General features: G+C 67.2%; 20 protein-coding genes. 6 read left to right on the plus strand and 14 right to left on the minus strand.

What is annotated here, in order from left to right; all coding sequences use genetic code 11:
* Positions 1–213: 213 nt before the first annotated feature.
* Positions 214–1,098 (minus strand): LysR family transcriptional regulator, encoded by an 885-nt coding sequence (locus tag ACYJP6_RS23215; protein ID WP_459478270.1) that lies wholly within the window; start codon positions 1,096–1,098, stop codon positions 214–216.
* Between the two features lie 84 nt (positions 1,099–1,182).
* Here ACYJP6_RS23215 and ACYJP6_RS23220 point away from each other — a divergent pair, with 84 nt between their 5' ends.
* The 4 genes from ACYJP6_RS23220 to ACYJP6_RS23235 all read left to right on the plus strand — a co-directional run bounded on the left by ACYJP6_RS23220 (position 1,183) and on the right by ACYJP6_RS23235 (position 4,560).
* A complete protein-coding gene (locus ACYJP6_RS23220; protein ID WP_459478272.1) occupies positions 1,183–1,515 on the plus strand; it encodes a DMT family transporter in 333 nt (110 codons plus the stop codon).
* 62 nt (positions 1,516–1,577) lie between these two features.
* Positions 1,578–2,753, plus strand: a complete 1,176-nt coding sequence (locus ACYJP6_RS23225; RefSeq protein WP_459478274.1) for an FAD-dependent oxidoreductase — start codon at positions 1,578–1,580, stop codon at positions 2,751–2,753.
* Positions 2,750–3,565 carry an aldo/keto reductase gene (locus tag ACYJP6_RS23230; RefSeq protein WP_459478276.1) on the plus strand — a complete coding sequence of 272 codons (816 nt, stop codon included), beginning with the start codon at positions 2,750–2,752 and terminating at the stop codon, positions 3,563–3,565. Before ACYJP6_RS23225 ends, ACYJP6_RS23230 begins: the two co-directional genes overlap by 4 nt.
* A gap of 98 nt (positions 3,566–3,663) precedes the next feature.
* Positions 3,664–4,560, plus strand: a complete 897-nt coding sequence (locus ACYJP6_RS23235) for a metal ABC transporter ATPase (protein ID WP_459478278.1) — start codon at positions 3,664–3,666, stop codon at positions 4,558–4,560.
* Here ACYJP6_RS23235 and ACYJP6_RS23240 read toward each other — a convergent pair.
* From ACYJP6_RS23240 to ACYJP6_RS23275, 8 genes are all read right to left on the minus strand, one after another.
* Positions 4,557–5,300, minus strand: coding sequence for a TIGR00266 family protein (locus ACYJP6_RS23240; protein ID WP_459478280.1), 744 nt, complete (start codon positions 5,298–5,300; stop codon positions 4,557–4,559). The two genes, ACYJP6_RS23235 and ACYJP6_RS23240, sit on opposite strands and share 4 nt — an antisense overlap.
* Before the next feature lie 755 nt (positions 5,301–6,055).
* Positions 6,056–6,376 (minus strand): chaperone modulator CbpM, encoded by a 321-nt coding sequence (locus ACYJP6_RS23245; protein ID WP_459478282.1) that lies wholly within the window; start codon positions 6,374–6,376, stop codon positions 6,056–6,058.
* A complete protein-coding gene (gene cbpA, locus ACYJP6_RS23250; RefSeq protein WP_459478284.1) occupies positions 6,373–7,320 on the minus strand; it encodes a curved DNA-binding protein in 948 nt (315 codons plus the stop codon). Before cbpA ends, ACYJP6_RS23245 begins: the two co-directional genes overlap by 4 nt.
* A gap of 64 nt (positions 7,321–7,384) precedes the next feature.
* Positions 7,385–8,392 carry a transporter gene (locus ACYJP6_RS23255; protein ID WP_459478286.1) on the minus strand — a complete coding sequence of 336 codons (1,008 nt, stop codon included), beginning with the start codon at positions 8,390–8,392 and terminating at the stop codon, positions 7,385–7,387.
* A gap of 117 nt (positions 8,393–8,509) precedes the next feature.
* The gene (gene lysS, locus ACYJP6_RS23260) at positions 8,510–10,012 is read right to left on the minus strand and encodes a lysine--tRNA ligase (RefSeq protein WP_459478288.1); all 1,503 of its coding nucleotides are present in this window, start codon (positions 10,010–10,012) and stop codon (positions 8,510–8,512) included.
* 121 nt (positions 10,013–10,133) lie between these two features.
* A protein-coding gene (gene prfB / locus ACYJP6_RS23265; protein ID WP_459478290.1) for a peptide chain release factor 2 occupies positions 10,134–11,229 on the minus strand; the annotation gives its coding sequence in 2 pieces (ribosomal slippage) (positions 10,134–11,156 and positions 11,158–11,229; 1,095 coding nt in all).
* 100 nt (positions 11,230–11,329) lie between these two features.
* Positions 11,330–12,952, minus strand: coding sequence for an MFS transporter (locus ACYJP6_RS23270; RefSeq protein WP_459478292.1), 1,623 nt, complete (start codon positions 12,950–12,952; stop codon positions 11,330–11,332).
* Between the two features lie 94 nt (positions 12,953–13,046).
* Positions 13,047–14,720, minus strand: a complete 1,674-nt coding sequence (locus ACYJP6_RS23275; RefSeq protein ID WP_459478294.1) for a GMC family oxidoreductase — start codon at positions 14,718–14,720, stop codon at positions 13,047–13,049.
* Positions 14,721–14,865: 145 nt separating this feature from the next.
* On the opposite strand from ACYJP6_RS23275, the gene ACYJP6_RS23280 reads away from it, so the two are divergent.
* Positions 14,866–15,783, plus strand: coding sequence for a LysR family transcriptional regulator (locus ACYJP6_RS23280; RefSeq protein WP_459478296.1), 918 nt, complete (start codon positions 14,866–14,868; stop codon positions 15,781–15,783).
* A 3-nt stretch (positions 15,784–15,786) separates the two neighbouring features.
* Here ACYJP6_RS23280 and ACYJP6_RS23285 read toward each other — a convergent pair whose 3' ends face one another.
* Positions 15,787–16,488: a tellurite resistance TerB family protein gene (locus ACYJP6_RS23285; RefSeq protein WP_459478298.1), complete on the minus strand. Its 702-nt coding sequence runs from the start codon at positions 16,486–16,488 to the stop codon at positions 15,787–15,789.
* A 191-nt stretch (positions 16,489–16,679) separates the two neighbouring features.
* On the opposite strand from ACYJP6_RS23285, the gene ACYJP6_RS23290 reads away from it, so the two are divergent.
* Complete coding sequence (locus ACYJP6_RS23290) at positions 16,680–17,150, plus strand: nuclear transport factor 2 family protein (RefSeq protein ID WP_459478300.1); 471 nt, start codon at positions 16,680–16,682, stop codon at positions 17,148–17,150.
* Positions 17,151–17,187: 37 nt separating this feature from the next.
* On the opposite strand, the gene ACYJP6_RS23295 is transcribed toward ACYJP6_RS23290, so the two are convergent.
* The 4 genes from ACYJP6_RS23295 to thrC form a co-directional block, all read right to left on the minus strand.
* Positions 17,188–18,291: an NADH:flavin oxidoreductase/NADH oxidase gene (locus ACYJP6_RS23295; protein WP_459478302.1), complete on the minus strand. Its 1,104-nt coding sequence runs from the start codon at positions 18,289–18,291 to the stop codon at positions 17,188–17,190.
* A gap of 126 nt (positions 18,292–18,417) precedes the next feature.
* Positions 18,418–20,139 carry a single-stranded-DNA-specific exonuclease RecJ gene (recJ, locus tag ACYJP6_RS23300; RefSeq protein WP_459478304.1) on the minus strand — a complete coding sequence of 574 codons (1,722 nt, stop codon included), beginning with the start codon at positions 20,137–20,139 and terminating at the stop codon, positions 18,418–18,420.
* Entirely contained in the window at positions 20,139–20,678 is a 540-nt protein-coding gene (locus tag ACYJP6_RS23305; protein ID WP_459478306.1) for a YaeQ family protein, read from the minus strand. Before ACYJP6_RS23305 ends, recJ begins: the two co-directional genes overlap by 1 nt.
* Positions 20,679–21,027: 349 nt before the next feature.
* The gene (gene thrC / locus ACYJP6_RS23310) at positions 21,028–22,437 is read right to left on the minus strand and encodes a threonine synthase (RefSeq protein ID WP_459478308.1); all 1,410 of its coding nucleotides are present in this window, start codon (positions 22,435–22,437) and stop codon (positions 21,028–21,030) included.
* Positions 22,438–22,449: the final 12 nt, after the last annotated feature.

Genomic DNA, 22,449 nt, shown 5'->3' on the forward strand with positions numbered 1-22,449 from the left:
TCCCAGATCAGGAAGGAATGACCCGAGTATCGCAGCGCGCGCGGCCTGGCGCTGGTCAAGCTGCCCCACGGATCTGGCCAGAATGGATTTTCACAGGAATGGGCGGCGGGCGAGTGCTGAAGGTTCGTTTTGTTGGGCTTCGCGGCGCTCAACCCAACCTACGCAGGGCATCCGTAGGTTGGCGCTGAGCGCGGCGAAGCCCAACAGCTCGATTCAACCGATCGCCCGCAACTCCTCCGCCAGCCGCTGCGCCAGCCAGCGCGCCGCCGGTCCCGGCGCGGCGTTGCGGCGCCAGGCCAGTTCCACCACCAGGGCGGGCGGGACCCAGTCGCAGTCCAGTTCGGCCAGCAACCCCTGGTAGGAGGGATAGCGCGCCACATGACGCGGCAGCCAGCCCCAGCCCAGGCCGCGCATCAGCAATTCGGCGAGCAGGTAGAAGCTGTCGGCGCGCCAGACCTGGGGGGCGATCTGCTCGCCGCCGGGATAGGGGTTCTCCAGCGGCGCGATCAGCAGCTGACGATGGCGGGCCAGTTCGCGCCGCCCCACGCCGCGCTGGCGGGCCAGGGGATGCTGGGCACCGCAGGCAGTGACCTGGGCGACATCGCCCAACGCCTGGCGCTCCAGGGCCTCTGGCATGTGCTCATGGCGAAACAGCAGACCGAGGTCGGCCTGGTCGGTCAGCAGCTTGCGCGCCACATCGCCCTGGGCACCACTGGTGAGCTGGACCTCCAGGTGTGGGAAGGCCGTGGCCAGCGCATCCAGGGCATCGAGCACCGGTTGATAGGGCATGGCCTCGTCCAGGGCCAGGCGCAGCAGGGGCTCCTGCCCGGCGCACAGGGCCTGGGCCCGGCTGTCCAGCCGCTGGCACTGGCGCAAGACTTCCCGCGCCTCTTCCAGCAAGGCCTGGCCAGCGGCGGTGATGACCGGCGTACGGCCATTGCTGCGCGCGAACAACTCCACGCCCAGATCGGTCTCCAGCAGGGCGATGGCCGAGCTGACCGCCGACTGGGCCCGCCCCAGCCGCCGCGCCATGGCAGAAAAGCTCGCGCCCTCGGCGACCCCGACGAAGATCTCCAGTTGTTCCAGATTCCACTGCATGACCCATCTCCCGGGAAGATAGGTATCAACTTTTACCTATCGCGAGCTGCGGCACAATGGGGTCATTCGAGAGGAGGACCCACCATGAGCGGATACGTCTACCTGGCCATCGCCATCGCCGCCGAAGTCGTTGCCACCACCTCCATGAAGGCCATCAGTGGCTTCAGCAAGCCGCTGCCGCTGATCCTGGTCATCTGTGGCTACGGGCTGGCCTTCTGGATGCTGACCCTGGTAGTGCGCAGCATCCCGGTGGGTATCGCCTACGCCATCTGGGCCGGGCTGGGCATCGTGCTGGTCAGCATCGCCGCAGCGGTGCTCTACAACCAGAAGCTGGACCTGCCGGCCATGCTGGGCATGGGCCTGATCGTCGCCGGGGTGGTGGTGATCCAGCTGTTTTCGGGTAGTACCGGGCATTGAGACCAGCGGTTGCAAGGAGCGTGTAAAATCGTCCCTTTGCTGATTACCCGAGCAGGCCGTTCATGTCCCAACCCTGGTCCACCGATCTCCTCATCGTCGGCGGCGGCGTCGCCGGCCTCTGGCTCAACGCCCGCCTCCGGCGCGCCGGCTACGCCACCGTGCTGGTGGAGACCGGCGCCCTGGGCGGCGGCCAGAGCGGCAAGTCCCAGGGCATCATCCATGGCGGCACCAAGTACGCCCTGACCGGCATGCTCACCGGTGCCTCCGAAGCCATCGCCGACATGCCGCGGCGCTGGCGCGAGAGCCTGGCCGGCAGCGGCGAGCTGGACCTCTTCGGCGTGCGCCTGCTCTCCGAAGCCCACTATCTCTGGTCGCCCGGCAGCCTGGCCGGCAACCTCACCAGCTTCTTCGCCAGCAAGGCGGTACGCGGCCGGGTGGATGCGGTCAAGGGCGACGAACTGCCCCCGGCCCTGCGCGATCGGGCCTTCAAGGGCAAGGTCTATCGCCTGGCCGAACTGGTGCTGGACGTACCCAGCCTGGTCGCCCGCCTGGCCGAGCTGGCCGGCGACAGCCTGCTGGCCGCGCGGGACCTGCAACCGCTGCGTGAAGACGGCGAGCTGACTGGCCTGGTGGTGGATGGGCAGGCCATCCGCGCCCGCCGCATCGTGCTCACCGCCGGTGCCGGCATGGCCGATCTGCTCAGGGCCCTGGGTCTCGAACAGCCGGCCATGCAACGCCGGCCGTTGCACATGGTGGTGGTCAAGGGCCCCATGCTCAAACCCCTCTATGCCCACTGCCTGGGCGGCGGCCCCAAGCCGCGGGTGACCATCACCAGCCACCCCACCGCCGACGGCCAGTGGCTGTGGTACCTGGGCGGCGACCTGGCCGAAGCCGAGGGCGTGGCCCGCGAGCCCGCCGAGCAGATCGCCGCGGCACGGGAAGAGTTGCAGCGCCTGCTGCCCTGGGTCGATTTCAGCGGCGCCCAGTGGGCGACCCTGCGCGTCGATCGTGCCGAGCCGGCACAATCCGGCCTGGTGCGCCCGGACAACGCCTTCCTTGCCGAGGAAGGCCGTCTGCTGGTGGGCTGGCCGACCAAGCTGGCCTTGTCACCGGACCTGGCCGACCGCGTCCTGGCCAATCTCGACCGCGATGGCATCGCGCCGGGGCAGCACCCCGCCCTGCCTGCCCATCCGCAACCGCCGGTGGCCGCGCCCTTCTGGGAGGAGCTGCTGCCATGAGCCTGCGTACCCTGCACGGCCTGCACCGCCCCCTGGGTAGCACGGGTCTCGAGATCTCCCCGCTGGGCCTGGGCACGGTCAAGTTCGGGCGTGACCAGGGCGTGAAATATCCCAGCGGCTTCACCATCCCTGACGACCGCGCCGCCGCCGACCTGCTCAGCCTGGCCCGCGAACTGGGTATCAACCTGCTGGATACCGCGCCGGCCTATGGCCGCAGCGAGGAGCGCCTGGGGCCGCTGCTGCGCGGCCAGCGCCAGCACTGGGTGATCGCCAGCAAGGTGGGCGAGGAATTCGACGACGGCCTGTCCAGCTTCGATTTCAGCCCGGCCCATACCCGCCGCTCGGTGGAACGCAGCCTGCGCCGGCTGGAGACCGACTGGCTGGACCTGGTGCTGGTGCATTCCGATGGCAACGACTTGGCCATTCTCGAAAGCAGCGGCTGCTACGAGACCCTCGCCGACCTCAAGCGCGAGGGGCTGATCCGCGCCTTCGGCTTTTCCGGCAAGACCGTGGCCGGTGGCCTCAAGGCCCTGGAGACCGGCGATTGCGCCATGGTCACCTTCAATCTCAACGAAGACGCCGAGATCCCGGTGATCCAGGCCGCCGCGACCCTGGGCAAGGGCATCCTGATCAAGAAGGCGCTGGCCAGCGGTCATGCCGTGCTGGGCGCCGGTCAGGACCCGGTGCGGGCCAGCTTCGCCCGGGTGTTCGGTGAACCCGGGGTGAGCGGCGCGATAGTCGGCACTATCGATCCCCTGCACCTGTCACATAATGTCCGTACCCTGGCCGAAGTGATCACCGCTCGGCCCTGATCCAGAGCGTTTCGCTGAACCCTTGCCTTCGTCCGCTGGACGCCCTGCCCGGTCGCCCGGGACGGCGCGTCCGCGGCACATTACAACAGGAGTCGGCCATGCCCCAGCTCATCGCCCGCCACAATCCCAAGGCGTTCAAGACCCTGCCGCTATCGGTCGAGGCCAACCCGGATGGCCTCACCTACCAGGCCCTCGGCCAGCCGCTGAATTTTGCCGAGATGTTGCAACGCCGCCAGCCCATCAAGCTCGCCGATGCCCAACACTTCAGCGTCAAGCTGGCCAACCTGGGGGTCTCCGTGCGGCTGACGCTGAACTGGCAGGGCCAGGACCACTGGCTGCTGGTACGCCAGCGTCGGCCCGATCGCGGCGACGTGGTGCTCAAGCTGATTTCCGGCTACATCCCCGCCCACGAGCTGGCGCTGCCGCTGCTCACCGCCGTGCAGGAGGTGGCCGAGGAATGCCTGATCGAGACGCCGCGTGGCTGGCTGGGCGGGCGCTTCGCCGACACCTGGTTGCCGACGCCCTACGCCCCCGCCTTGCCCTATCGCGAGGACGTGGCCTTTCGCCTCACCCCGCGCTCGGGCGCGGCGCGACCGGTCCGCTGCGGCAGCCTGGCGCTGCTGGAGCGTCCGCGTGCCTATGTGCACACCCCCACCGCCTCGCTGCAGCTGGTCTACGACCTGCTGCTGGAATTGCCCAGGGAGTGCAAGACGCCGAGCCTGTTCCATGTCGACGAGAAGATCGAGGACGGCCAGTTGCTGGCGCGGCTGGACCGGCAGCGCCCCGATCTCTATCTGGTCGGTCTCAACGATGGCAAGCCGACTGGCGAACTCTATACCCTCTCCGCCGGACAGCGGATTCCGGTCTCGACCCGTGGCCTCTGGCTGTCGGAAAGCTTCGCCCGCCAGGACGGCTGGCTGGTCCACGACAGCCGGGTACGCTGGCGCGACTGGCTGGAGCGCATGGCACCGCAGAACGCCTTGCAGCGAGCCTAGTCACCGCCGGCGCGGCGCTCACCGATGCCGCCGCCGGCCGCGGCCTGGACCCGGCCGGCTAGCCGGGAAAAGGGCAGCGTCTGGATCCACACGGTGCCATGGCCACTCAAGGTGGCCAGCACCAGGCCCTCGCCACCGAACAGCATGCTGCGCAGGCCACCGGCCAGCTTGATGTTGTAGTCGATGCCGCTGGTGAAGCCCACCAGGCAACCGGTATCCAGGCGCAGGGTCTCGCCCTTGAGTTCCTTGCGGATCACCGTGCCGCCGGCATGCACGAAGGCCATGCCATCGCCTTCCAGCCGTTGCAGGATGAAGCCCTCGCCGCCGAAGAAACCGGCGCCCAGGCGGCGGGTGAAGGCCACGCCGATACGGGTGCCCTTGGCCGCGCAGAGAAAGGAATCGCGCTGGCAGAACAGGGTGCCGCCCAGGGCCGCCAGGTCCAGGGGCACCACCTGTCCGGGATAGGGCGCGGCGAAGGCGACGTGGCGCTTCTCGCGCCCTTCGTTGGTGAAATGGGTCATGAACAGCGACTCGCCGCCGAGCATCCGCTTGCCGGCGCCCCAGAGCTTACCGAGCAGGCCGGCAGAGCCATCGCCCATGCGCGCGGTGAAGTCGATGTCGGCTTCCATGTAGGTCATGGCGCCGGCCTCGGCGATCACCGTCTCGCCGGGATCGAGGCCGATTTCCACCGCCTGCAGGGATTCGCCGAGGATGCGATGGTCGAGGATATGGCTGGGCATGGCTGTGTGACTCCTGGTGTAGCGTGGAAAACGGCACAGCCTTTTCCACTGTCCTGCGTATGGGCAAGGCGCATGGAAAACGATGCGCGGTTTTCCACCCTACAACATCGCGGCCATTACCGGCGCTACCTGGCTTCCCTCACCCCAACCCTCTCTCGGAGGGAGAGGGGGATATCCGATGCAGATGGACGTTCCGTAGGTTGGGTTGAGCGCAGCGAAGCCCAACCTATTGCAGCCCGTAGCGTGGAAAACGGCGCAGCCTTTTCCACTTCCCTGCAAATGTGCGACGCGCGTGGAAAACGCTACGCGGTTTTCCACCCTACAACATCGCGGCCATTACCGGCGCTACCTGGCTTCCCTCACCCCAACCCTCTCCCGGAGGGAGAGGGGGATATCCGATGCAGATGGACCTTCCATAGGTTGGGTTGAGCGCAGCGAAGCCCAACATATTGCAGCCCGTAGCGTGGAAAACGGCGCAGCCTTTTCCACTGTTCTGCGGATGTGCGACGCGCGGGGAAAACGCTGCGCGGTTTTCCACCCTACAACATCGCAGCCATTACCGGCGCTACCTGGCTTCCTCACCCCAACCCTCTCCCAGAGGGAGAGGGGGATATCCGATGCAGATGGACGTCCCGTAGGTTGGGTTGAGCGCAGCGAAGCCCAACATATTGCAGCCCGTAGCGTGGAAAACGGCGCAGCCTTTTCCACTGTCCTGCGAAGCAAGGCGCGTGGAAAACGCTGCGCGGTTTTCCACCCTACGAATCGGCGCCCACGTCTCGCAACTCGCCAGCGAAGCGCGCCAGGCGCTGGCGCAGCCGCTGGTTTTCGCGGCGCAGTTCTTCCACCTCATCCAGCAGTTGCAGGGCCAGGGCGGTGGCGGCCCAATCCAGTTCCAGCTCCTGGCGCAGGCGCACCGCGCGGCGGGCGCGGTGCAGGGCGCCGGGGTCGAAGTGCCATTCGGCCGGGCGCTTGCCTCGCTGGGGCGCCAGGATGCCGTGCTCGACGATCTCCACCACCACCGGCTCGCTCACCTCGCAGAGCACGCAGAATTCCTGCAGGACGATCAGACTGCTCATCGGACTTTCCTCCAGTCGCGGCGGGGATCGAAGGCCGCCCGCTCGGCCAGTTGGCGCCACAGCGCCTGGGTTTCTTCATCGCCCCTGGGCGGCATCACCACCTTGAGCAGGGCATGCAGATCGCCCTGCCCCGCCTTGCCGGCCAGGCCCTTGCCGCGCACCCGCAACCGCGCACCGTTCTGGCTGCCGGGCGGGATACTGAGCATGATCTGTCCATCCAGCGTCGGCACCTGCACCTTGGCACCCAGGGCCGCTTCCCAGGGTGCGAGCGGCACGGTGACCACCAGGTCCTGGCCATCCACGTCGAACAGGGGGTGCGGCACCAGGCGGATGACCAGATAGAGATCCCCCGCCTCCGCGCCACCGACGCCCGGCTCGCCCTGGCCCTTGAGGCGGATGCGTTCACCGTCGGTACTGCCGGCGGGAATCTTGACGTTGAGGGTCTTGGTGGTCTCGCCGACCCGCCGGCCCAGCTCGTCACGCTGCGGCAGGCTGAAGCTCAGCGGCTTGGTGCTGCCCGCCTGGCTCTCTTCGAGGAACAGCGGCAATTCCAGCTCGACGTCGCGCCCGCGGCGGGCGAAGCCGCCCTGCTGCGAGCGCCCGGCAGCGCCGAACAGGGATTCGAAGAAGTCGGAATAGTCCGCGCCGAAGCCGGCATGGGGATCGCTGTAATCATCGCCCGAGCCCGGCTGCCAGTCCGGCGGCACCTGGAAGCGCTCGCCCTGCTGCTGGTAGAGGCGCACCTGGTCGTACTCGGCGCGCTTGTGCGGATCGCGCAGGACGTCATAGGCCTCGGCCACCTCCTTAAAGCGAGCCTCGGCGTCGGCCTCCTTGCTCACATCGGGGTGGTACTTGCGTGCCAGTTTGCGATAGGCGGTCTTGAGCGTCTTGTCGTCGACGTCGGGGGCGACGCCGAGTACCTCGTAGTAGTCCTTGAAGTCCATTGCGGTCTCCAGCAGCGATTCCTCTAGAGACCGCGACGGACCCCAGGGGGTTGCACACAGCCGCTCAGTCGCCGCGCTTGCGGAACGCCCAGCTGCCGGCCAGTACCGTGAAGGTGGCCACCAGCGCCACCAGGATCCAGAAGCCATGGGGCGAACTGGCCAGCGGGATGCCGCCGACGTTCATGCCGAAGAAGCCGGCGATGATGTTGATCGGCAGCGCCAGCACCGTGACCAGGGTCAGGGTGAACAGGGTGCGGTTGGTCTGTTCGGCGGAGGCGGCGGCGATCTCTTCCTGCAAGAGCTTGAGCCGTTCCACCAGGGCCGCCAGGTCGTCCAGCACCCGGTCGAATTCCTCGGTGGCCTCGCGCAGGGTCTGGATGTCGTCGCGACGCAGCCAGGCCGGTGGCCGGTTCAGGAGCCGCAGCAGGGAGCCCGGTTCCAGGGCCAGCAGCCGCTGTAGCCGCACCAGGGCGCGTCTCAGGCTGCCCAGCTCGGCGCGGCTGGCGGCCAGCCGCTGGGACAGCAGGCGATCCTCGATGGCGTCCACCTTGACCGTGGTGTCGCGGATGATGCCGGTGAGCACATCGGCCTGGTCGCGCAGCAGGTGCACCAGCAATTCCAGGGTCGAGCCGAAGCCCTCGCCGCGGCGCACCGCATGGCGCAGGCGATCCACCGAACGCAGCGGCTGGGCACGGGCGGTCACCAGCAACCCCGGCCGGGCGCAGGCCCAGAGCGTGGCGACGTCCACCGAGACCTGGCCATAGGCGAGGGTCACGTCGTTCACCACCCCGAGCAGGGTGTCGTCGGCCGGCTCCAGGCGGGTCGAGTGGGAACCGGCGTGCAGGGATTCGAAGAATTCCTCGGGGAGGCCTAGGTGCTCGCGCATCCAGCGTTCGGCGGCGGCGTGGGCCAGGTTGAAGTGCAACCAGCGAAAACCGCCCTCTTCCGCCTCCCAGGGATCTTCCGGTGCCATGGTCAGGGCGCGGCCGGGCTGCCCGGAGGTGAAGTGATAGGCATAGAGCAGCCCCAGCCGTTCGGCGGCCGGATGCAGGGGAATCAGGGTGTTGGTCATGGCTACCTGCGGGAGAAACACGACATCAGGGCTCTGTTAGCAGGTCCCAATGAACCTTTGATGACAGAGCCCGAGTCGACAGGAGCCGGAGAGACGCCCCCGAGCGGGGCGCCACTCTTATTGCGGACGCATGTGCGGGAAGAGGATGACGTCGCGGATCGATGGCGAGTTGGTCAGCAGCATCACCAGGCGGTCGATGCCGATGCCTTCGCCGGCGGTGGGCGGCATGCCGTATTCCAGGGCGTTGATGAAGTCGGCGTCGTAGTGCATGGCCTCGTCGTCACCGGCGTCCTTTTCCTGGACCTGCAGCATGAAGCGCTCGGCCTGGTCTTCGGCGTCGTTGAGCTCGGAGTAGGCGTTGGCGATCTCGCGGCCACCGATGAACAGCTCGAAGCGGTCGGTGACGTTGGGATTCTGGTCGTTGCGGCGTGCCAGCGGCGAGACCTCGAAGGGGTACTCGGTGATGAAGTGCGGCTGCTCCAGCTTGCTCTCCACCAGCTCCTCGAAAATCATCACCTGCAGCTTGCCCAGGCCTTCGTGGCCGAGCACCTTGGCACCGGCCTTCTTGGCGATGGCGCGGGCCTTCTCGACGTCGCCCAGGTCTTCCGCGGTGATGTCCGGGTTGTACTTGAGGATGGAGTCGTACACCGACAGGCGAACGAAGGGCTCGCCGAAGTGGAAGACCTTGTCGCCATAGGGCACGTCGGTGCTGCCGAGCACGGCCTGGGCCAGCTCGCGGAACAGCTCCTCGGTGAGGTCCATGTTGTCTTCGTAGTCGGCGTAGGCCTGGTAGAACTCGAGCATGGTGAACTCAGGGTTGTGCCGGGTCGAGACGCCTTCGTTACGGAAGTTGCGGTTGATCTCGAAGACTTTCTCGAAGCCACCCACTACCAGGCGCTTGAGGTACAGCTCCGGCGCGATGCGCAGGAACATGGCCATGTCCAGGGCGTTGTGGTGGGTCTCGAAGGGCTTGGCCGCCGCGCCGCCGGGGATGGTCTGCAGCATGGGGGTTTCCACTTCGAGGAAACCGCGCTCCATGAGGAAGCGGCGGATGTGGGCGATGACCTGGGAGCGCACGCGGAAGGTCTGGCGGACTTCTTCGTTGACGATCAGGTCGACGTAGCGCTGGCGATAGCGCAGCTCGGTGTCGGTCAGGCCGTGGTGCTTGTCGGGCAGCGGACGCAGCGACTTGGTCAGCAGGCGCACGTCGCTCATGTTGACGTAGAGATCGCCCTTGCCGGAGCGGGCCAGGGTGCCCTCGGTGGCGATGATGTCGCCCAGGTCCCAGGTCTTGACCGCTTCCAGCGTCTCGGCCGGCAGGGTCTTGCGGTCGACGTAGACCTGGATGCGCCCGCTGGTGTCCTGCAGCACCATGAAGGCGCCGCGGTTGAGCATGATGCGGCCGGCCACCTTGACCTTGATGCCCGCGGCCTCCAGCTCTTCCTTGGTCTTGTCGGCGTACTGCTTCTGCAGCTCACCGGCCAGGCTGTCGCGACGGAAGTCGTTGGGGAAGGGAATGGCCTGCTGGTCGCGGAGCGCGGAGAGCTTTTCCTTGCGCTGGGCGATCAGCTTGTTGTCTTCCTGTTCCTGGGCTTGGGGGTCTAGGGGTTGTTCGCTCATGTCTGCTGTTTACCTGGGGAGTGCTGGTTGTAGGAGCGGTCCATGACCGCGATCCAGGCATCGCAGCCTGGGGGAGTCGCGGCCATCGCGGCCATGGGCCGCTCCTACAGAGATAAGTTGGTTAGATGCCCTGCTTGAGGCTGGCTTCGAGGTATTCGTCCAGATCGCCGTCGAGCACCTTGTCGCAATCGCTGCGCTCCACGCCGGTACGCAGATCCTTGATCCGCGAGGCGTCGAGGACGTAGGAGCGGATCTGGTGGCCCCAGCCGATATCGGACTTGGAGTCTTCCAACGCCTGGGAGGCGGCGTTGCGCTTCTGCATCTCCAGCTCGTACAACTTGGCCCGCAGCATCTTCATGGCGGTGTCCCGGTTGGCGTGCTGGGAGCGCTCGTTCTGGCAGGCCACCACGGTGTTGGTGGGCACGTGGGTGATCCGCACCGCGGAGTCGGTGGTGTTCACGTGCTGGCCACCGGCGCCGGAGGAGCGGTAGGTGTCGACGCGCAGGTCGGACGGATTGATCTCGATCTCGATGTTGTCGTCGATCTCGGGCGAGACGAACACCGCGGTGAAGGAGGTGTGGCGCCGGTTGCCCGAGTCGAAGGGACTCTTGCGCACCAGGCGGTGCACACCGATCTCGGTACGCAGCCAGCCGAAGGCGTATTCGCCCTTGATGTGCACCGTGGCACCCTTGATGCCGGCGACCTCGCCTTCGGAAAGTTCGACGATCTCGGCGCTGAAGCCATGCTGGTCGGCCCAGCGCAGGTACATGCGCAGCAGCATGTTGGCCCAGTCCTGGGCCTCGGTGCCGCCGGAGCCGGCCTGGATGTCCAGGTAGCAGTTGTTGGGGTCCATCTCGCCGCTGAACATGCGGCGGAATTCCAGCTTCTCGAGGATACCGCGCAGGCGCTCGACCTCGGCCGCCACGTCATCGACCGCACCCTGGTCTTCCTCTTCGGCGGCCATCTCCAGCAGGTCGCTGGCATCGGCCAGACCGCCGCTCAGCTCGTCCAGGGTACCGACCACCTGGGCCAGCTGGGCGCGCTCACGACCGAGGTTCTGGGCGTACTCGGGCTTGTTCCAGACATTGGGGTCCTCGAGCTCGCGCTCGACTTCGACCAGGCGATCCTTTTTCAGATCGTAGTCAAAGATACCCCCGAATGGTCTGGGTACGGCTGGAGAGGTCCTTGATGCTGGTGACGATCGGGTTGATTTCCATGGGGGAAACACTCGCGAGAAAAGCTGTGGAAAAGCTCGCGAGTATAACCCAATCGGCGGCGAAACTCAGAGTGCGACGGCCCGTGCTGCCGCTCTTTGCCTCAATCGGCGTCGAGGTCGCGGTGGCGGGTCTCCGGCAGGCAGAGCAGCCCCACCACCAGGCTGATCCCGGTCACCAGCACCGGATACCAGAGGCCGTAGAAGATGTCGCCGGTATAGACCACCAGGGCGAAGGACACCGTGGGCAGGAAGCCGCCGAACCAGCCATTGCCGATGTGGTACGGCAGCGACATCGAGGTGTAGCGGATGCGCGTGGGAAACAGCTCCACCATCAGCGCTGCCAGCGGTCCATAGCAGAGGGTGGCGATGAGGATCAGGGCGAAGATCACCGCCACCACCATGGGCTTGTTGACCTGGGCGGCATCGGCCTTGGCCGGATAGCCGGCGGCCTGTACGGCGGCGCGCAGGGCCGGCTCGTCGTAGCCAACGATGAGCCTATCCCCGACGCTGACCTGCACGGCATCGCCCGGCGCGGAGGCGACGCTGCGGTAGGGCAGACCGCTCTTGGCCAGCAGCGTCTTGACCCGGTCGCAGGGGCTGTCGAAACGCGCCTTGCCTACCGGATCGAACTGGAAGGTGCAGGTGGCCGGATCGGCGGTCACCACGATGGGCGCTCGCTGGCTGGCCTGGTAGATCTGCGGATTGGCGTAGTGGGTCAGGGCCTTGAACAGCGGGAAGTAGAGCACCGTGGCCAGCAGCAGGCCGAGCATCAGGATCGGCTTGCGGCCGACCTTGTCCGACAGCCAGCCGGCGATGACGAAGAAGGGCGCACCGAGGATGACGCTGACGATGAGCAGGTTATTGGCCAGCACCGGATCCAGCTTGAGCGTCTGGGTGAGGAAGAACATCACGTAGAACTGCGCCAGGTAGAAGGTCACCGCCTGGCCGCCGTTGATGCTGAACAGGGCGATCAGCACCACCTTGAGGTTGCTCCAGTGGGTGAAGGAATCGCGGATCGGCGCCTTGCTCTGCTTGCCCTCGGCCTTCATGCGCAGGAAGGCTGGGGATTCGTGCATGGACATCCGAATCCAGGTGGAGATGGCCAGTAGGAAGATCGACAGCAGGAACGGCAGGCGCCAGCCCCAGACCTCGAACTGATCGCCGGTCAGATAGCGGCAGACCAGGATCACCACCAGCGACAGCAAGAGGCCCAGGGTGGCCGTGGATTGCAGCCAGCTGGTATGGGCACCGCGCTTGCCGGGCGGTGCGTGCTCGGCGATGTAGGTGGCGGCGCCCCCGTATTCACCGCCCAGCGCCAGCCCCTGCAGCAGGCGCAGCACCACCAGGATGATGGGCGCGGCTACGCCGATGCTGGCGTAGGTGGGCAGCAGGCCGACGCCGAAGGTGGCGATGCCCATGAGGATGATGGTGGCGAGGAAGGTGTACTTGCGCCCGACCAGGTCGCCCAGCCGGCCGAACACCAGGGCGCCGAAGGGTCGCACCACGAAGCCGGCGGCGAAGGCCAGCAGGGCGAAGATGAAGGCGGTGGTGTCGTTGACCCCGGCGAAGAATTGCTTGCTGATCACCGCCGCCAGGGCGCCGTAGAGAAAGAAGTCGTACCACTCGAAGACGGTCCCCAGGGACGAGGCGAAGATCACCTTGCGTTCTTCGCGGCGACTGACGACCGCGGTAGGTTGTACCCGGGGTTGGGCATAGTCTGACATCGCACGTTCTCCTGGCCCGGGAGCGCCGGGCTGATTGTTGTTATGGGCGACAGCTACTACGGTGGAAACGGCGGGAGCCCCGCCGTCGGTAACACTAGGCGGCCGAGACCCGATCCGGCCGGGCAACCGCCGCGGGCAACTCGATGATTCCCTGCTCCCGCGCCTCGGCCAGCATGAAGCGGGCCGCCTGTTCGGCGATCATCAGGGTCGGCGAACAGCTGTTGCCGGAGACCAGGGTTGGCATGATGGAGGCGTCGGCGACCCGCAGGCCGGGAATGCCATGCACCCGCAGGCGGGCGTCCACCACGGCATCCGCGCCCTGCCCCATGCGGCAGGTGCCGGAGGGATGGAAGATGGTGGTGCCTATGGCGCCAGCGGCCTGCTGCAATTCCTCTTCGCTCTGGTAGGCCGGGCCCGGCAGGTATTCCTCGGGCCGGTAGGCAGCCAAGGCGGGCGCCGCGACGATGCGCCGGGTCAGGCGGATGGCGTCGGCGGCTACCTTGAGGTCTTCCTCCGCGCTCAGGTAGCGCGGCTGGATCAAGGGCGCCGCCTGGGCATCGGCGCTACGAATGGCCACCTGGCCGCGACTGGCCGGGCGCAGGTTGCACACTGAGGCGGTGAAGGCGGGAAAGCCGTGCAGGGGCTCGCCGAAGCGCTCCAGCGACAGCGGCTGCACGTGATACTGCAGATTGGCCGAGGGCTGGCCCGGATCGGAGCGGGCGAAGGCGCCCAACTGACTCGGCGCCATGGCCAGGGGGCCACTGCGCTTCCAGAGGTACTCCAGGCCCATGCCCAGCTTGCCCCAGAGGCTGCCGGCCAGCGCATTGAGGGTGGGTACCCCATGCACCCGATAGATCAGCCGCAGTTGCAGGTGATCCTGCAGATTGCCGCCCACGCCTTCCAGCCGATGCTGGACGCCGATGCCCAGCCCTTCGAGCAGCGCCCGCGACCCGATGCCGGAGCGCTGCAACAGGGTCGGCGAGCCGATGGCTCCGGCACAGAGCACGATCTCGCGCCGTGCGGCCAGGCGCTGGGCTGCGGCCTGGCCCGGCAGCCGCGCCAGTACCGCCCGCGCCCTGCCCTCCTCCAGCAGCACCCGCTCCACCTGGACGCCGGTCAGCACCTCCAGATTGGCGCGCTGGCGGATCGGCCGGAGAAAGGCCTTGGCCGCATTCCAGCGCACACCGTTGCGCTGGTTGACCTGGAAGTAGCCGCAGCCTTCGTTGTCACCGGTATTGAAGTCCTCCACCGGCGCGATGCCGGTTTCGCCAGCAGCGGCGCGAAAGGCGTCGAGCAGCATCCAATGCAGGCGCTGGCGCTCCACGCGCCATTCGCCGCCGGCGCCATGAAAGGCCGAGGCGCCGTCACAGTGATCCTCCATTGCCTTGAACAGCGGCAGCACGTCCTGCCAGGCCCAGCCGGGATTGCCGGCGGCGGCCCAGCCATCGTAGTCCCGCGCCTGGCCGCGCATGTAGATCATGCCGTTGATGGAGGAGCAGCCGCCCAGCACCCGGCCACGCGGATAGTTGAGCGCCCGACCGCCCAGGCCGGCTTCCACCTCGGTCTTGAAGCACCAGTCGGTGCGTGGATTCCCGATGCAGAACAGGTAGCCGACCGGGATATGGATCCAGGGATGATTGTCGCGCCCGCCGGCTTCCAGCAGGAGCACGCGGTGGGTCGGATCGGCGGAGAGTCGATTGGCCAGCAGGCAGCCGGCCGGACCGGCGCCGACGATGATGAAGTCATAGTCCGCGGCAGGACGGGGCATGACGTTCCCTCGTGTTTTGTTGTTGTGGCTCCTATCCTAGTGGCGTCATCCGCGAACAGCAGTTGCAGAAAACGGGCAACGGCTGTGCATTTCTGCACAGCGCCTCAAAAGCGGCAGGCTAGACCAGAACAAGAGAGGCAGCGGCGTGTTCGACTGGAACGATCTGCGCGTTTTCCTGGAGGTGCAGCGCCACGGCCGACTGTTGACCGCCGCACGCAGCCTGGGCGTCAGCCATGCCACCGTCGCCCGGCACCTGGAGGCCCTGGAGCGCGCCCTGGGCAGCCAACTGCTGGTACAACAGGCCAGCGGCTATCAGCTCACCCCGGCCGGCCAGGCGCTGCTTGCCCATGCCCAGGCGATGGAAGATGCCGCCCTGCTGGCCCAGGAAGCCGTGACCCAGAGACTCAACCCCCTGGGCCAGGTACGGGTCGGGGTGACCGAGGGGCTGGGCACCGGCTTCCTGGCGCGACGCCTGGGTGGACTGCTGCGGGATTATCCGGGGCTGGAGGTGGAACTGGTCTCGGTGCCGCGCTTCGTCAGCGTCACCAACCGCGAGGCGGACATCGCCATCACCCTGGAGCGCCCTACTGCCGAGGGCCTGATCGGCCGGCGGCTGACGCCCTATCGGCTGAGGTTCTATGCCAGTCGCGCCTATCTGGATCGAGCCCCACCGCTGGATGCCGGAGCCGACCTGGGCGAACAGACCTTCATCGGCTATGTCGACGACCTGCTGTTCTGCCGCGAGCTGCAATTCATCCAGGGCCTCTGCCCGGAACCCCGCCTGGTCTTTCGCAGCACCAGCGTCATCGCCCAGCGGGAAGCGGCCCGCGCCGGTCTCGGCCTGGCGGTGCTGCCCTGCTACCTGGTGGACGCCGGCAGCCCGCTGGAATGCGTGCTGCCGGAAAGGTCCTTCACCCGCGAGTACTGGATCTCGACCCACCGCGAGTTGCACCGCTCCGCCCGCCTGCGCGTGGTCTGGGACTTCCTGCTACAGCTCTGCGCGGCGGAGCGGACCCTGCTCCTGGGTGAAGAAGTCCTCAGTGAAGAACCGCTGAACGGCTAGTCGTCAGACCGTCGCGGCCTGGCGTTCCAGTTCGGCACGCAGACCGGGCTCCAGGCGCAACTGGCGCGCCAGTTCGTCCAGGTAGGCCTTCTCCATGTATTGCTGATCGTCGATCAGCAGCAGGCTGGCCAGGTACATCTCGGCCGCGATTTCCGGGGTTTCGGCAGCAGTAGCGACCTTGGCCGGGTCCAGTGGCTGCTCCAGCTCGCGCTGCAGCCAGCTGCGCAGCTCGGGGTCGTTGTCCAGCTTGGCCATCTCGGCCTCGATGGCCTGGCGCTCCTGGGCATCCACATGACCATCGGCCTTGGCCGCCGCGATCAGGGCGATGAGGACCGCGCGACCATGGGTCTCGGCCTCGTGCTCGGGGACCCGGTCCACCGTGCGCGGCTCGACCGTTTGCGCGCCCTGTGCCTGGCTGGCCTGCCAGGATTGATAGGCCTTGTAGGCCACCATGCCGAGCGCCGCCAGACCACCATAGCCGACGGCCTTGCCGCCCAGGCTGCGGCCACGCTTGCTGCCCAGCAGTGCGGTCAGGGCGCCGGCGGCCAGGCCGCTGTTGCCCAGGCCCGACAGCAGGCTGCCGAGACCATCCTTGCCGGCGGGAGCGCTGCCAGCGCCTGGTCGCATGGTCGACTGACCGGTCTTGTTGGCCAAGGCTTGCTGGCCGGCCTTGAGCAATTGATCGAGCAGACCGCGGGTGTTCATGGGCAACCTCCACAGGGGATTTGGATTCAACCTGTTGAGACCGCCCACAGCGTCGTCTGGCTCCCCGTCGCTGCTTACCGGATGTTGCAGTCGAGCGGGCGATGCGTCGCAGCCGATACAAAATATTTCTGACCGCGGCCTGGCCGCAGCGCTACTCTTGCGCCTTCCCCTGTAGTTGCCGGAGACACCCCATGCGTTCGCGTCTGGCTGTGCTGTTCGCGCTTTCGCTCGCCCTCACCGCCGGCCAGGCCCAGGCCGCCGCCGAGGACGCTCACCTCATCGCCAATCGTTATCTCGATGCCTGGAACGATCACGACGCCGAGGCGGCCAGTGCCCTGCTCGACCCCAAGGTGCAGTACTTCGACAGTGGTGCGGCCACCACCGAGACCAGTCGCAACCAGGCCCGCGACAAGATCGTCAAGGTCACCCTCAAGGCCGTGCCCGACCTCCAGGTGAAGATGGTGCACAAGCCGGTCATCGGCCCGCGCAGCATCGCCTTCGAATGGGAGCTGACCGGCAACCGCGTCACCACCACCGGCAAGCAACCGGTGAAGATCCGCGGCGCCAGCATCATGAAGATCCGCGATGGCCGCATCTGGTACCTGGGCGACTACTACGACAGCGACGCCCTGGAAGCGCTGCTGCGGCCGGCCAAGCCCTGACGACGGGAGCCATCCGGACGGATGGCTCCGTTTCGCCCTATTCCATCCCGAACGGCTTGCGCAGTGGCGTATCCCGGTGAGCGGCGCGCACGTACTGCGGTGGCCAGGAGACCTTCTCACGCAGGGCTTCGGCGGCATTGAGCGGCCAGTAGGGATCGCGCAGCAGTTCCCGCGCCAGCAGCACCAGGTCGGCCTGGCCGGTGCGTAGCACATGCTCGGCCTGGGCCGCATCGGTGATCATGCCCACCGCGCCACTGGGAATCTCGGCTTCCTTGCGCACCCGCTCGGCGAACTGGGTCTGGTAGCCGGGTCCGGTGGGAATGTCGGCCTGGGCCGCGGTGCCACCGGAGGAGACATCGATCAGGTCGACGCCCAGGGTCTTCAGTCGACGGGCCAGCTCCACCGTCTCATCGACGTCCCAGCCGTCCTCCACCCAATCGGTGGCCGAGACCCGCACGAACAGCGGCAGCTCCTCCGGCCAGACCGCGCGTACGTCGGCAGTGACCTCCAGCAGCAGGCGAATGCGATTCTCGAAGTTGCCGCCGTAGTCGTCTTCGCGGCGATTGGAGAGCGGCGAGAGGAACTGGTGCAGCAGATAGCCGTGGGCGGCATGGATCTCGGCCACCTTGAAACCCGCCGCCAGGGCGCGCTCGGCGGTGTCCACGAAGGCCCGGCGAAGGCTGGCGATGTCATCGCGATCAACGGCCGTGGGTCGGGTGTGCTGGGGGTCGAAGGCGATGGCCGATGGTGCCACCGGGACCCAGCCGCCCTCGGCGATGGGCACGCTGCCATGCTTGCCGGCCCAGGGCTGCCAGGTACTGGCCTTGCGCCCAGCGTGGGCCAGCTGGATGCCGGCGACACTACCTTGGCCCTCGATGAACTGGGTGATGCGCCGCAGCGGCTCGATCTGCTCGTCCTTCCACAGGCCCAGGTCCTGGGGCGTAATGCGCCCGTCGGGGGTGACCGCGGTGGCCTCGAAGATCACCAGGCCGGCACCACCCACGGCGCGACTGCCGAGGTGGACCAGGTGCCAGTCATTGGCGAAGCCGTCTTCGCTGGAGTACTGGCACATCGGGGAGACCACCACCCGGTTGGGCAGGGTCAGCTGACGCAGGGTCAGCGGCTGGAACAGGAGACTCATGGCGGACCTCGTCTGAATCGGGATGCACGGCATTGGAGTGCTCCCAACCAGAATAGATCGCCGATCCGACGGGACTCGGTGGAAAAGCCGCCGAGCGCCACCCGCCCGGGTACCGCTCGCCGCTGTCTAGCGCGGTGCCAGGTGCACCACCAGCAATTGCACGCTCTCGTTGCCGCGAAACTCGTTCACGTCCAGCCGATAGGCCAGTTCGGCCCAGCGGATGTTCGGATCGGGCCAGGTCTCACGGTCGATGTTGAAGGCGATGCCGTCCAGCTCCGGCCCGCCCTGCTCGCTGCGCAGGGTCAGCTTCAGATGCCGTTCCTTGAGCAGGCGCTGGGAGAGGATCTCGAAGGCGCCGTGGAACAGCGGCTCGGGAAACTGCTGGCCCCAGGGACCGGCCTGGCGCAGGGCCTGGGCCAGGCCGAGCTGGAATTCGGTCGGGGCGAGGCAGCCGTCGGTCTGCAGCCGCCCGCTGAGGTCGTCGGCCTGCAGATGGCGACGCACCTCGGCGTCGAAGGCCGCGGCGAAGGTCTCGTAGTGCGCCTGGGGCAGACTGAGGCCGGCCGCCATGGCATGGCCGCCGAACTTGGTGATCAGCCCCGGATGACGGGTCGCCACGGCGTCCAGGGCATCACGGATGTGCAGCCCGGCGACCGAACGCGCCGAGCCCTTGAGCATGCCGGTGCCGCTGCCGTCGTCGGCGAAGGCCAGCGCCGGGCGGTGATACTTTTCCTTGAGCCGCGAGGCGAGGATGCCGATCACGCCCTGGTGCCATTCCGGATCGAACAGGCAGAGGCCGAAGGGCAGGTCGTCTTCCGGCAACTCCTTGAGCTGCTTGAGCGCCTCGCGCTGCATGCCCTGCTCGATGCTCTTGCGATCCTTGTTGAAGTCATCCAGTTGCTGGGCATATTCGCGCGCCAACTCCGCGTCCTCGCAGAGCAGCAACTCGATACCGATGGACATGTCGTCCAGCCGCCCCGCGGCATTGAGGCGCGGGCCGAGGATGAAGCCCAGGTCGCTGGAGGCCACCTTGCCCGGCTGGCGCCCGGCCACTTCCAGCAGCGCCTTGAGCCCCGGCCGTGCCCGGCCGGCGCGGATGCGCATCAACCCTTGGTGCACCAGGATGCGATTGTTGGCGTCCAACGGGACTACGTCGGCGACGCTGCCCAGGGCCACCAGGTCGAGCAACTCGGCCAGATTGGGCTCGGCGAGGCTTTGACGGGTGAACCAGCCGCTCTCGCGCAGGCGACTGCGCAGGGCCAGCATCACATAGAAGATCACCCCAACCCCGGCGATGCATTTGCTGGGAAAGGCGCAGGCCGGCTGATTCGGATTGACGATGGCGTCGGCGGCGGGCAATTCGGCGCCGGGCAGGTGGTGGTCGGTGATGACCACCTGCAAGCCGGCGGCCTTGGCCGCGGCCACGCCGTCCAGGCTGGAAATGCCGTTGTCGACGGTGAGCAGCACTTCCGGCTCGCGCTGCAAGGCCACGGCAACGATCTCGGGCGTCAGCCCGTAGCCGTATTCGAAGCGATTGGGCACCAGGTAGTCGACCCAGGCCGCGCCCAGGCGCCGCAGGGCCAGCACGCCCACGGCACTGGCCGTGGCGCCATCGGCATCGAAGTCGCCGACGATGAGGATACGCCGACGCTCTTCCAGGGCGCGGGCCAGCAGCTCCACCGCCGCCTCGATGCCCTTGAGCTGGTGATAGGGCACCAGCCGCGCCAGGCCCTTGTCGAGTTCTTCCGGCTGGGTCACGCCGCGGGCGGCATAGAGCCGGGTGAGCAGCGGCGGCAGGTCACCCAGGTCGGGCAATACCGCCGGTAGCGGGCGAGGCTCCAGGCGCATCAACGCTCGCCCAGCAGCCATTCCAGCTGCAGTTCGTGCTGGCCGCGGTCGTCGGTGACGAACAGGGTGCCTTCGCTGATCATCACCTGCCAGACGATGCTGCGCGGCAGGTCGCGGGCCAGCTCGGCCAGGGGCTCGGCAGGAACCGCGGCGATGTGCAGGTTCTTCAGCGTCTTGACCGCGTCCACCACCTTGGTCTGCCAGACGCGCAGGTTGCCATAGGCCAGCAGGCTGGTACGTTCGGTGCGGCGGCTGCACCAGGTCAGGCGCTCGGCATCGGGCTGGCCGACCTCGATCCAGTGCAGCACTCGACCATCGAGACTCTTCTCCCACAGCGCCGGCTCGTCGACGTCGGACAGGCCGCGGCCGAAGGCCAGCTGCTCGTTGTACCAGAGCACATAGGCCAGCAGTCGCACCGCCAGCCGCTCCTCGGTCTCGGAGGGATGCCGCGCCACGGTCAGGCGCAGGTTCTCGTAGACGCCACGATCCAGATCGGTGAGGTTGAGTTCGACTTTGTAGGGCGTGGCTTGCAGAGCCATGGGCGGGTCACCGGCAGGGAAAGCCGGGCATTGTACCGGAAAAGGCAGCGGGGCTTGGGGACGGTAGGACGGTAGGTTGGGTTGAGCGCAGCGAAGCCCAACAAAGGCGATTCGAGTCCGCCGTGTTGGGCTTCGACGATGCAGCCGTCTCAACCCAACCTACCCAAGACGTAGGGCGGAAAATCGCGCAGCGTTTCCACACCGGGCTTCGGGCACCGGTGGGTAAGGCTCCGCCGTTACCCACCCTACGCCGCTCATCGCGGCCATGACGGTCCGCCGATGTGGCCGCTCCTACAGGTGCTTAGCTTTTCCGTAGGAGCGGCCCATGACCGCGATTAGCGCCTAAAACCTATAGCGGCTGCCCACGCTTGCCGTGGCGGCTGACGAAGGCCTGGACGGCGGCCAGGTCGTTGGGCAGCACGGTGCAGCGCTCTTCACGCTGCAGCAGGTCGGCCAAGTGGGTCGGCAGGCTGAGGGTGGCGCCGATGCCGGCCTTTTCCACCGCCTCGGGGAATTTGACCGGGTGGGCGGTGCCCAGCACCACCATGGGCGTGGCCAGGCTGCGGCGGCATTCGCGAGCGGCGCGCACGCCGATGGCGGTGTGCGGATCCAGTACCTCGCCGGTGGCGGCATAGACCTCGGCGATGGTGGCGCAGGTATCCTCGTCACTGACCGCCAGGGAATCGAACAGCTTGCGCGCCTCGGTCCAGCGGTCGTCCGCCACCGACAGGGTGCCGCTGCTGCGGAAGTTCGCCATCAGCTCGGCCAGGGCCACGCCGTCGCGACCGTGCAGGTCGAACAGCAGGCGCTCGAAGTTGGACGAGACCATGATGTCCATGGACGGCGACAGCGAGGCTTCCAGCTGCTGCTTGTCGTAGCGGTTGCCGGACATGAAGCGGTGCAGGATATCGTTGCGGTTGGTGGCCACCACCAGCTGGCTCACCGGCAGGCCCATGTTGCGCGCCAGGTAGCCGGCGAAGATGTCGCCGAAGTTGCCGGTGGGCACCGAGAAGGCGATGGAGCGCGCCGGGGCACCCAGCTGCAGGGCCGCATGGAAATAGTAGACGATCTGGGCCATGATCCGCGCCCAGTTGATCGAATTGACCGCCACCAGCGGGGTGCCCTTGAGGAAGCCCTGGTCGGCGAAGCTGGCCTTGATCATCTCCTGGCAGTCGTCGAAGTTGCCTTCGATGGCGAGGTTGTGGATGTTGTCGCCCAGCAGCGTGGTCATCTGCCGGCGCTGCACTTCCGACACCCGCTGGTGCGGATGCAGGATGAAGATGTCCACGTTCTCGCAGCGCTTGCAGCCCTCGATGGCCGCCGAGCCGGTGTCACCGGAGGTGGCGCCCATGATCACCACGCGTTCGCCACGTTTGGCCAGCACATGGTCGAGCAGGCGACCCAGGAGTTGCAGGGCGAAGTCCTTGAAGGCCAGGGTCGGACCGTGGAACAGCTCCAGCACCCACTCGTTGGCGTCCAGCTGGCGCAGCGGCGCGATCGAGCTATGGGCGAAACCGGCGTAGGTCTCTTCCAGGATGGCCTTGAACTCGGCATCGGCGATGGAACCGGCGACGAAGGGCTTCATCACCCGGAAGGCCAGCTCGTGGTAGGGCAGACCGGCCCAGGAGGCGATCTCCTCCAGGGAAAAGCGCGGCAGGTTCTCCGGGACGTAGAGACCACCGTCGCTGGCGAGACCCGCCAGCAGCACTTCTTCGAAATTCAGCGCGGGCGCCTGGCCGCGGGTACTGATGTAACGCATGACTCGACCTCG

The sequence above is a fragment of the Pseudomonas sp. No.117 genome, assembly GCF_054558395.1.

Coding starts and splice junctions, on each gene's coding strand:
- ACYJP6_RS23240 (WP_459478280.1), bottom strand. CDS start 5,300: ATGCCCAGCCATATCCTCGACCATCGCATCCTCGGCGAATCCCTGCAG.
- ACYJP6_RS23290 (WP_459478300.1), top strand. CDS start 16,680: ATGCGTTCGCGTCTGGCTGTGCTGTTCGCGCTTTCGCTCGCCCTCACC.
- ACYJP6_RS23275 (WP_459478294.1), bottom strand. CDS start 14,720: ATGCCCCGTCCTGCCGCGGACTATGACTTCATCATCGTCGGCGCCGGT.
- ACYJP6_RS23255 (WP_459478286.1), bottom strand. CDS start 8,392: ATGACCAACACCCTGATTCCCCTGCATCCGGCCGCCGAACGGCTGGGG.
- ACYJP6_RS23220 (WP_459478272.1), top strand. CDS start 1,183: ATGAGCGGATACGTCTACCTGGCCATCGCCATCGCCGCCGAAGTCGTT.
- ACYJP6_RS23235 (WP_459478278.1), top strand. CDS start 3,664: ATGCCCCAGCTCATCGCCCGCCACAATCCCAAGGCGTTCAAGACCCTG.
- ACYJP6_RS23215 (WP_459478270.1), bottom strand. CDS start 1,098: ATGCAGTGGAATCTGGAACAACTGGAGATCTTCGTCGGGGTCGCCGAG.
- cbpA (WP_459478284.1), bottom strand. CDS start 7,320: ATGGACTTCAAGGACTACTACGAGGTACTCGGCGTCGCCCCCGACGTC.
- ACYJP6_RS23225 (WP_459478274.1), top strand. CDS start 1,578: ATGTCCCAACCCTGGTCCACCGATCTCCTCATCGTCGGCGGCGGCGTC.
- ACYJP6_RS23270 (WP_459478292.1), bottom strand. CDS start 12,952: ATGTCAGACTATGCCCAACCCCGGGTACAACCTACCGCGGTCGTCAGT.
- ACYJP6_RS23285 (WP_459478298.1), bottom strand. CDS start 16,488: ATGAACACCCGCGGTCTGCTCGATCAATTGCTCAAGGCCGGCCAGCAA.
- ACYJP6_RS23305 (WP_459478306.1), bottom strand. CDS start 20,678: ATGGCTCTGCAAGCCACGCCCTACAAAGTCGAACTCAACCTCACCGAT.
- ACYJP6_RS23230 (WP_459478276.1), top strand. CDS start 2,750: ATGAGCCTGCGTACCCTGCACGGCCTGCACCGCCCCCTGGGTAGCACG.
- thrC (WP_459478308.1), bottom strand. CDS start 22,437: ATGCGTTACATCAGTACCCGCGGCCAGGCGCCCGCGCTGAATTTCGAA.
- lysS (WP_459478288.1), bottom strand. CDS start 10,012: ATGAGCGAACAACCCCTAGACCCCCAAGCCCAGGAACAGGAAGACAAC.
- recJ (WP_459478304.1), bottom strand. CDS start 20,139: ATGCGCCTGGAGCCTCGCCCGCTACCGGCGGTATTGCCCGACCTGGGT.
- ACYJP6_RS23295 (WP_459478302.1), bottom strand. CDS start 18,291: ATGAGTCTCCTGTTCCAGCCGCTGACCCTGCGTCAGCTGACCCTGCCC.
- ACYJP6_RS23245 (WP_459478282.1), bottom strand. CDS start 6,376: ATGAGCAGTCTGATCGTCCTGCAGGAATTCTGCGTGCTCTGCGAGGTG.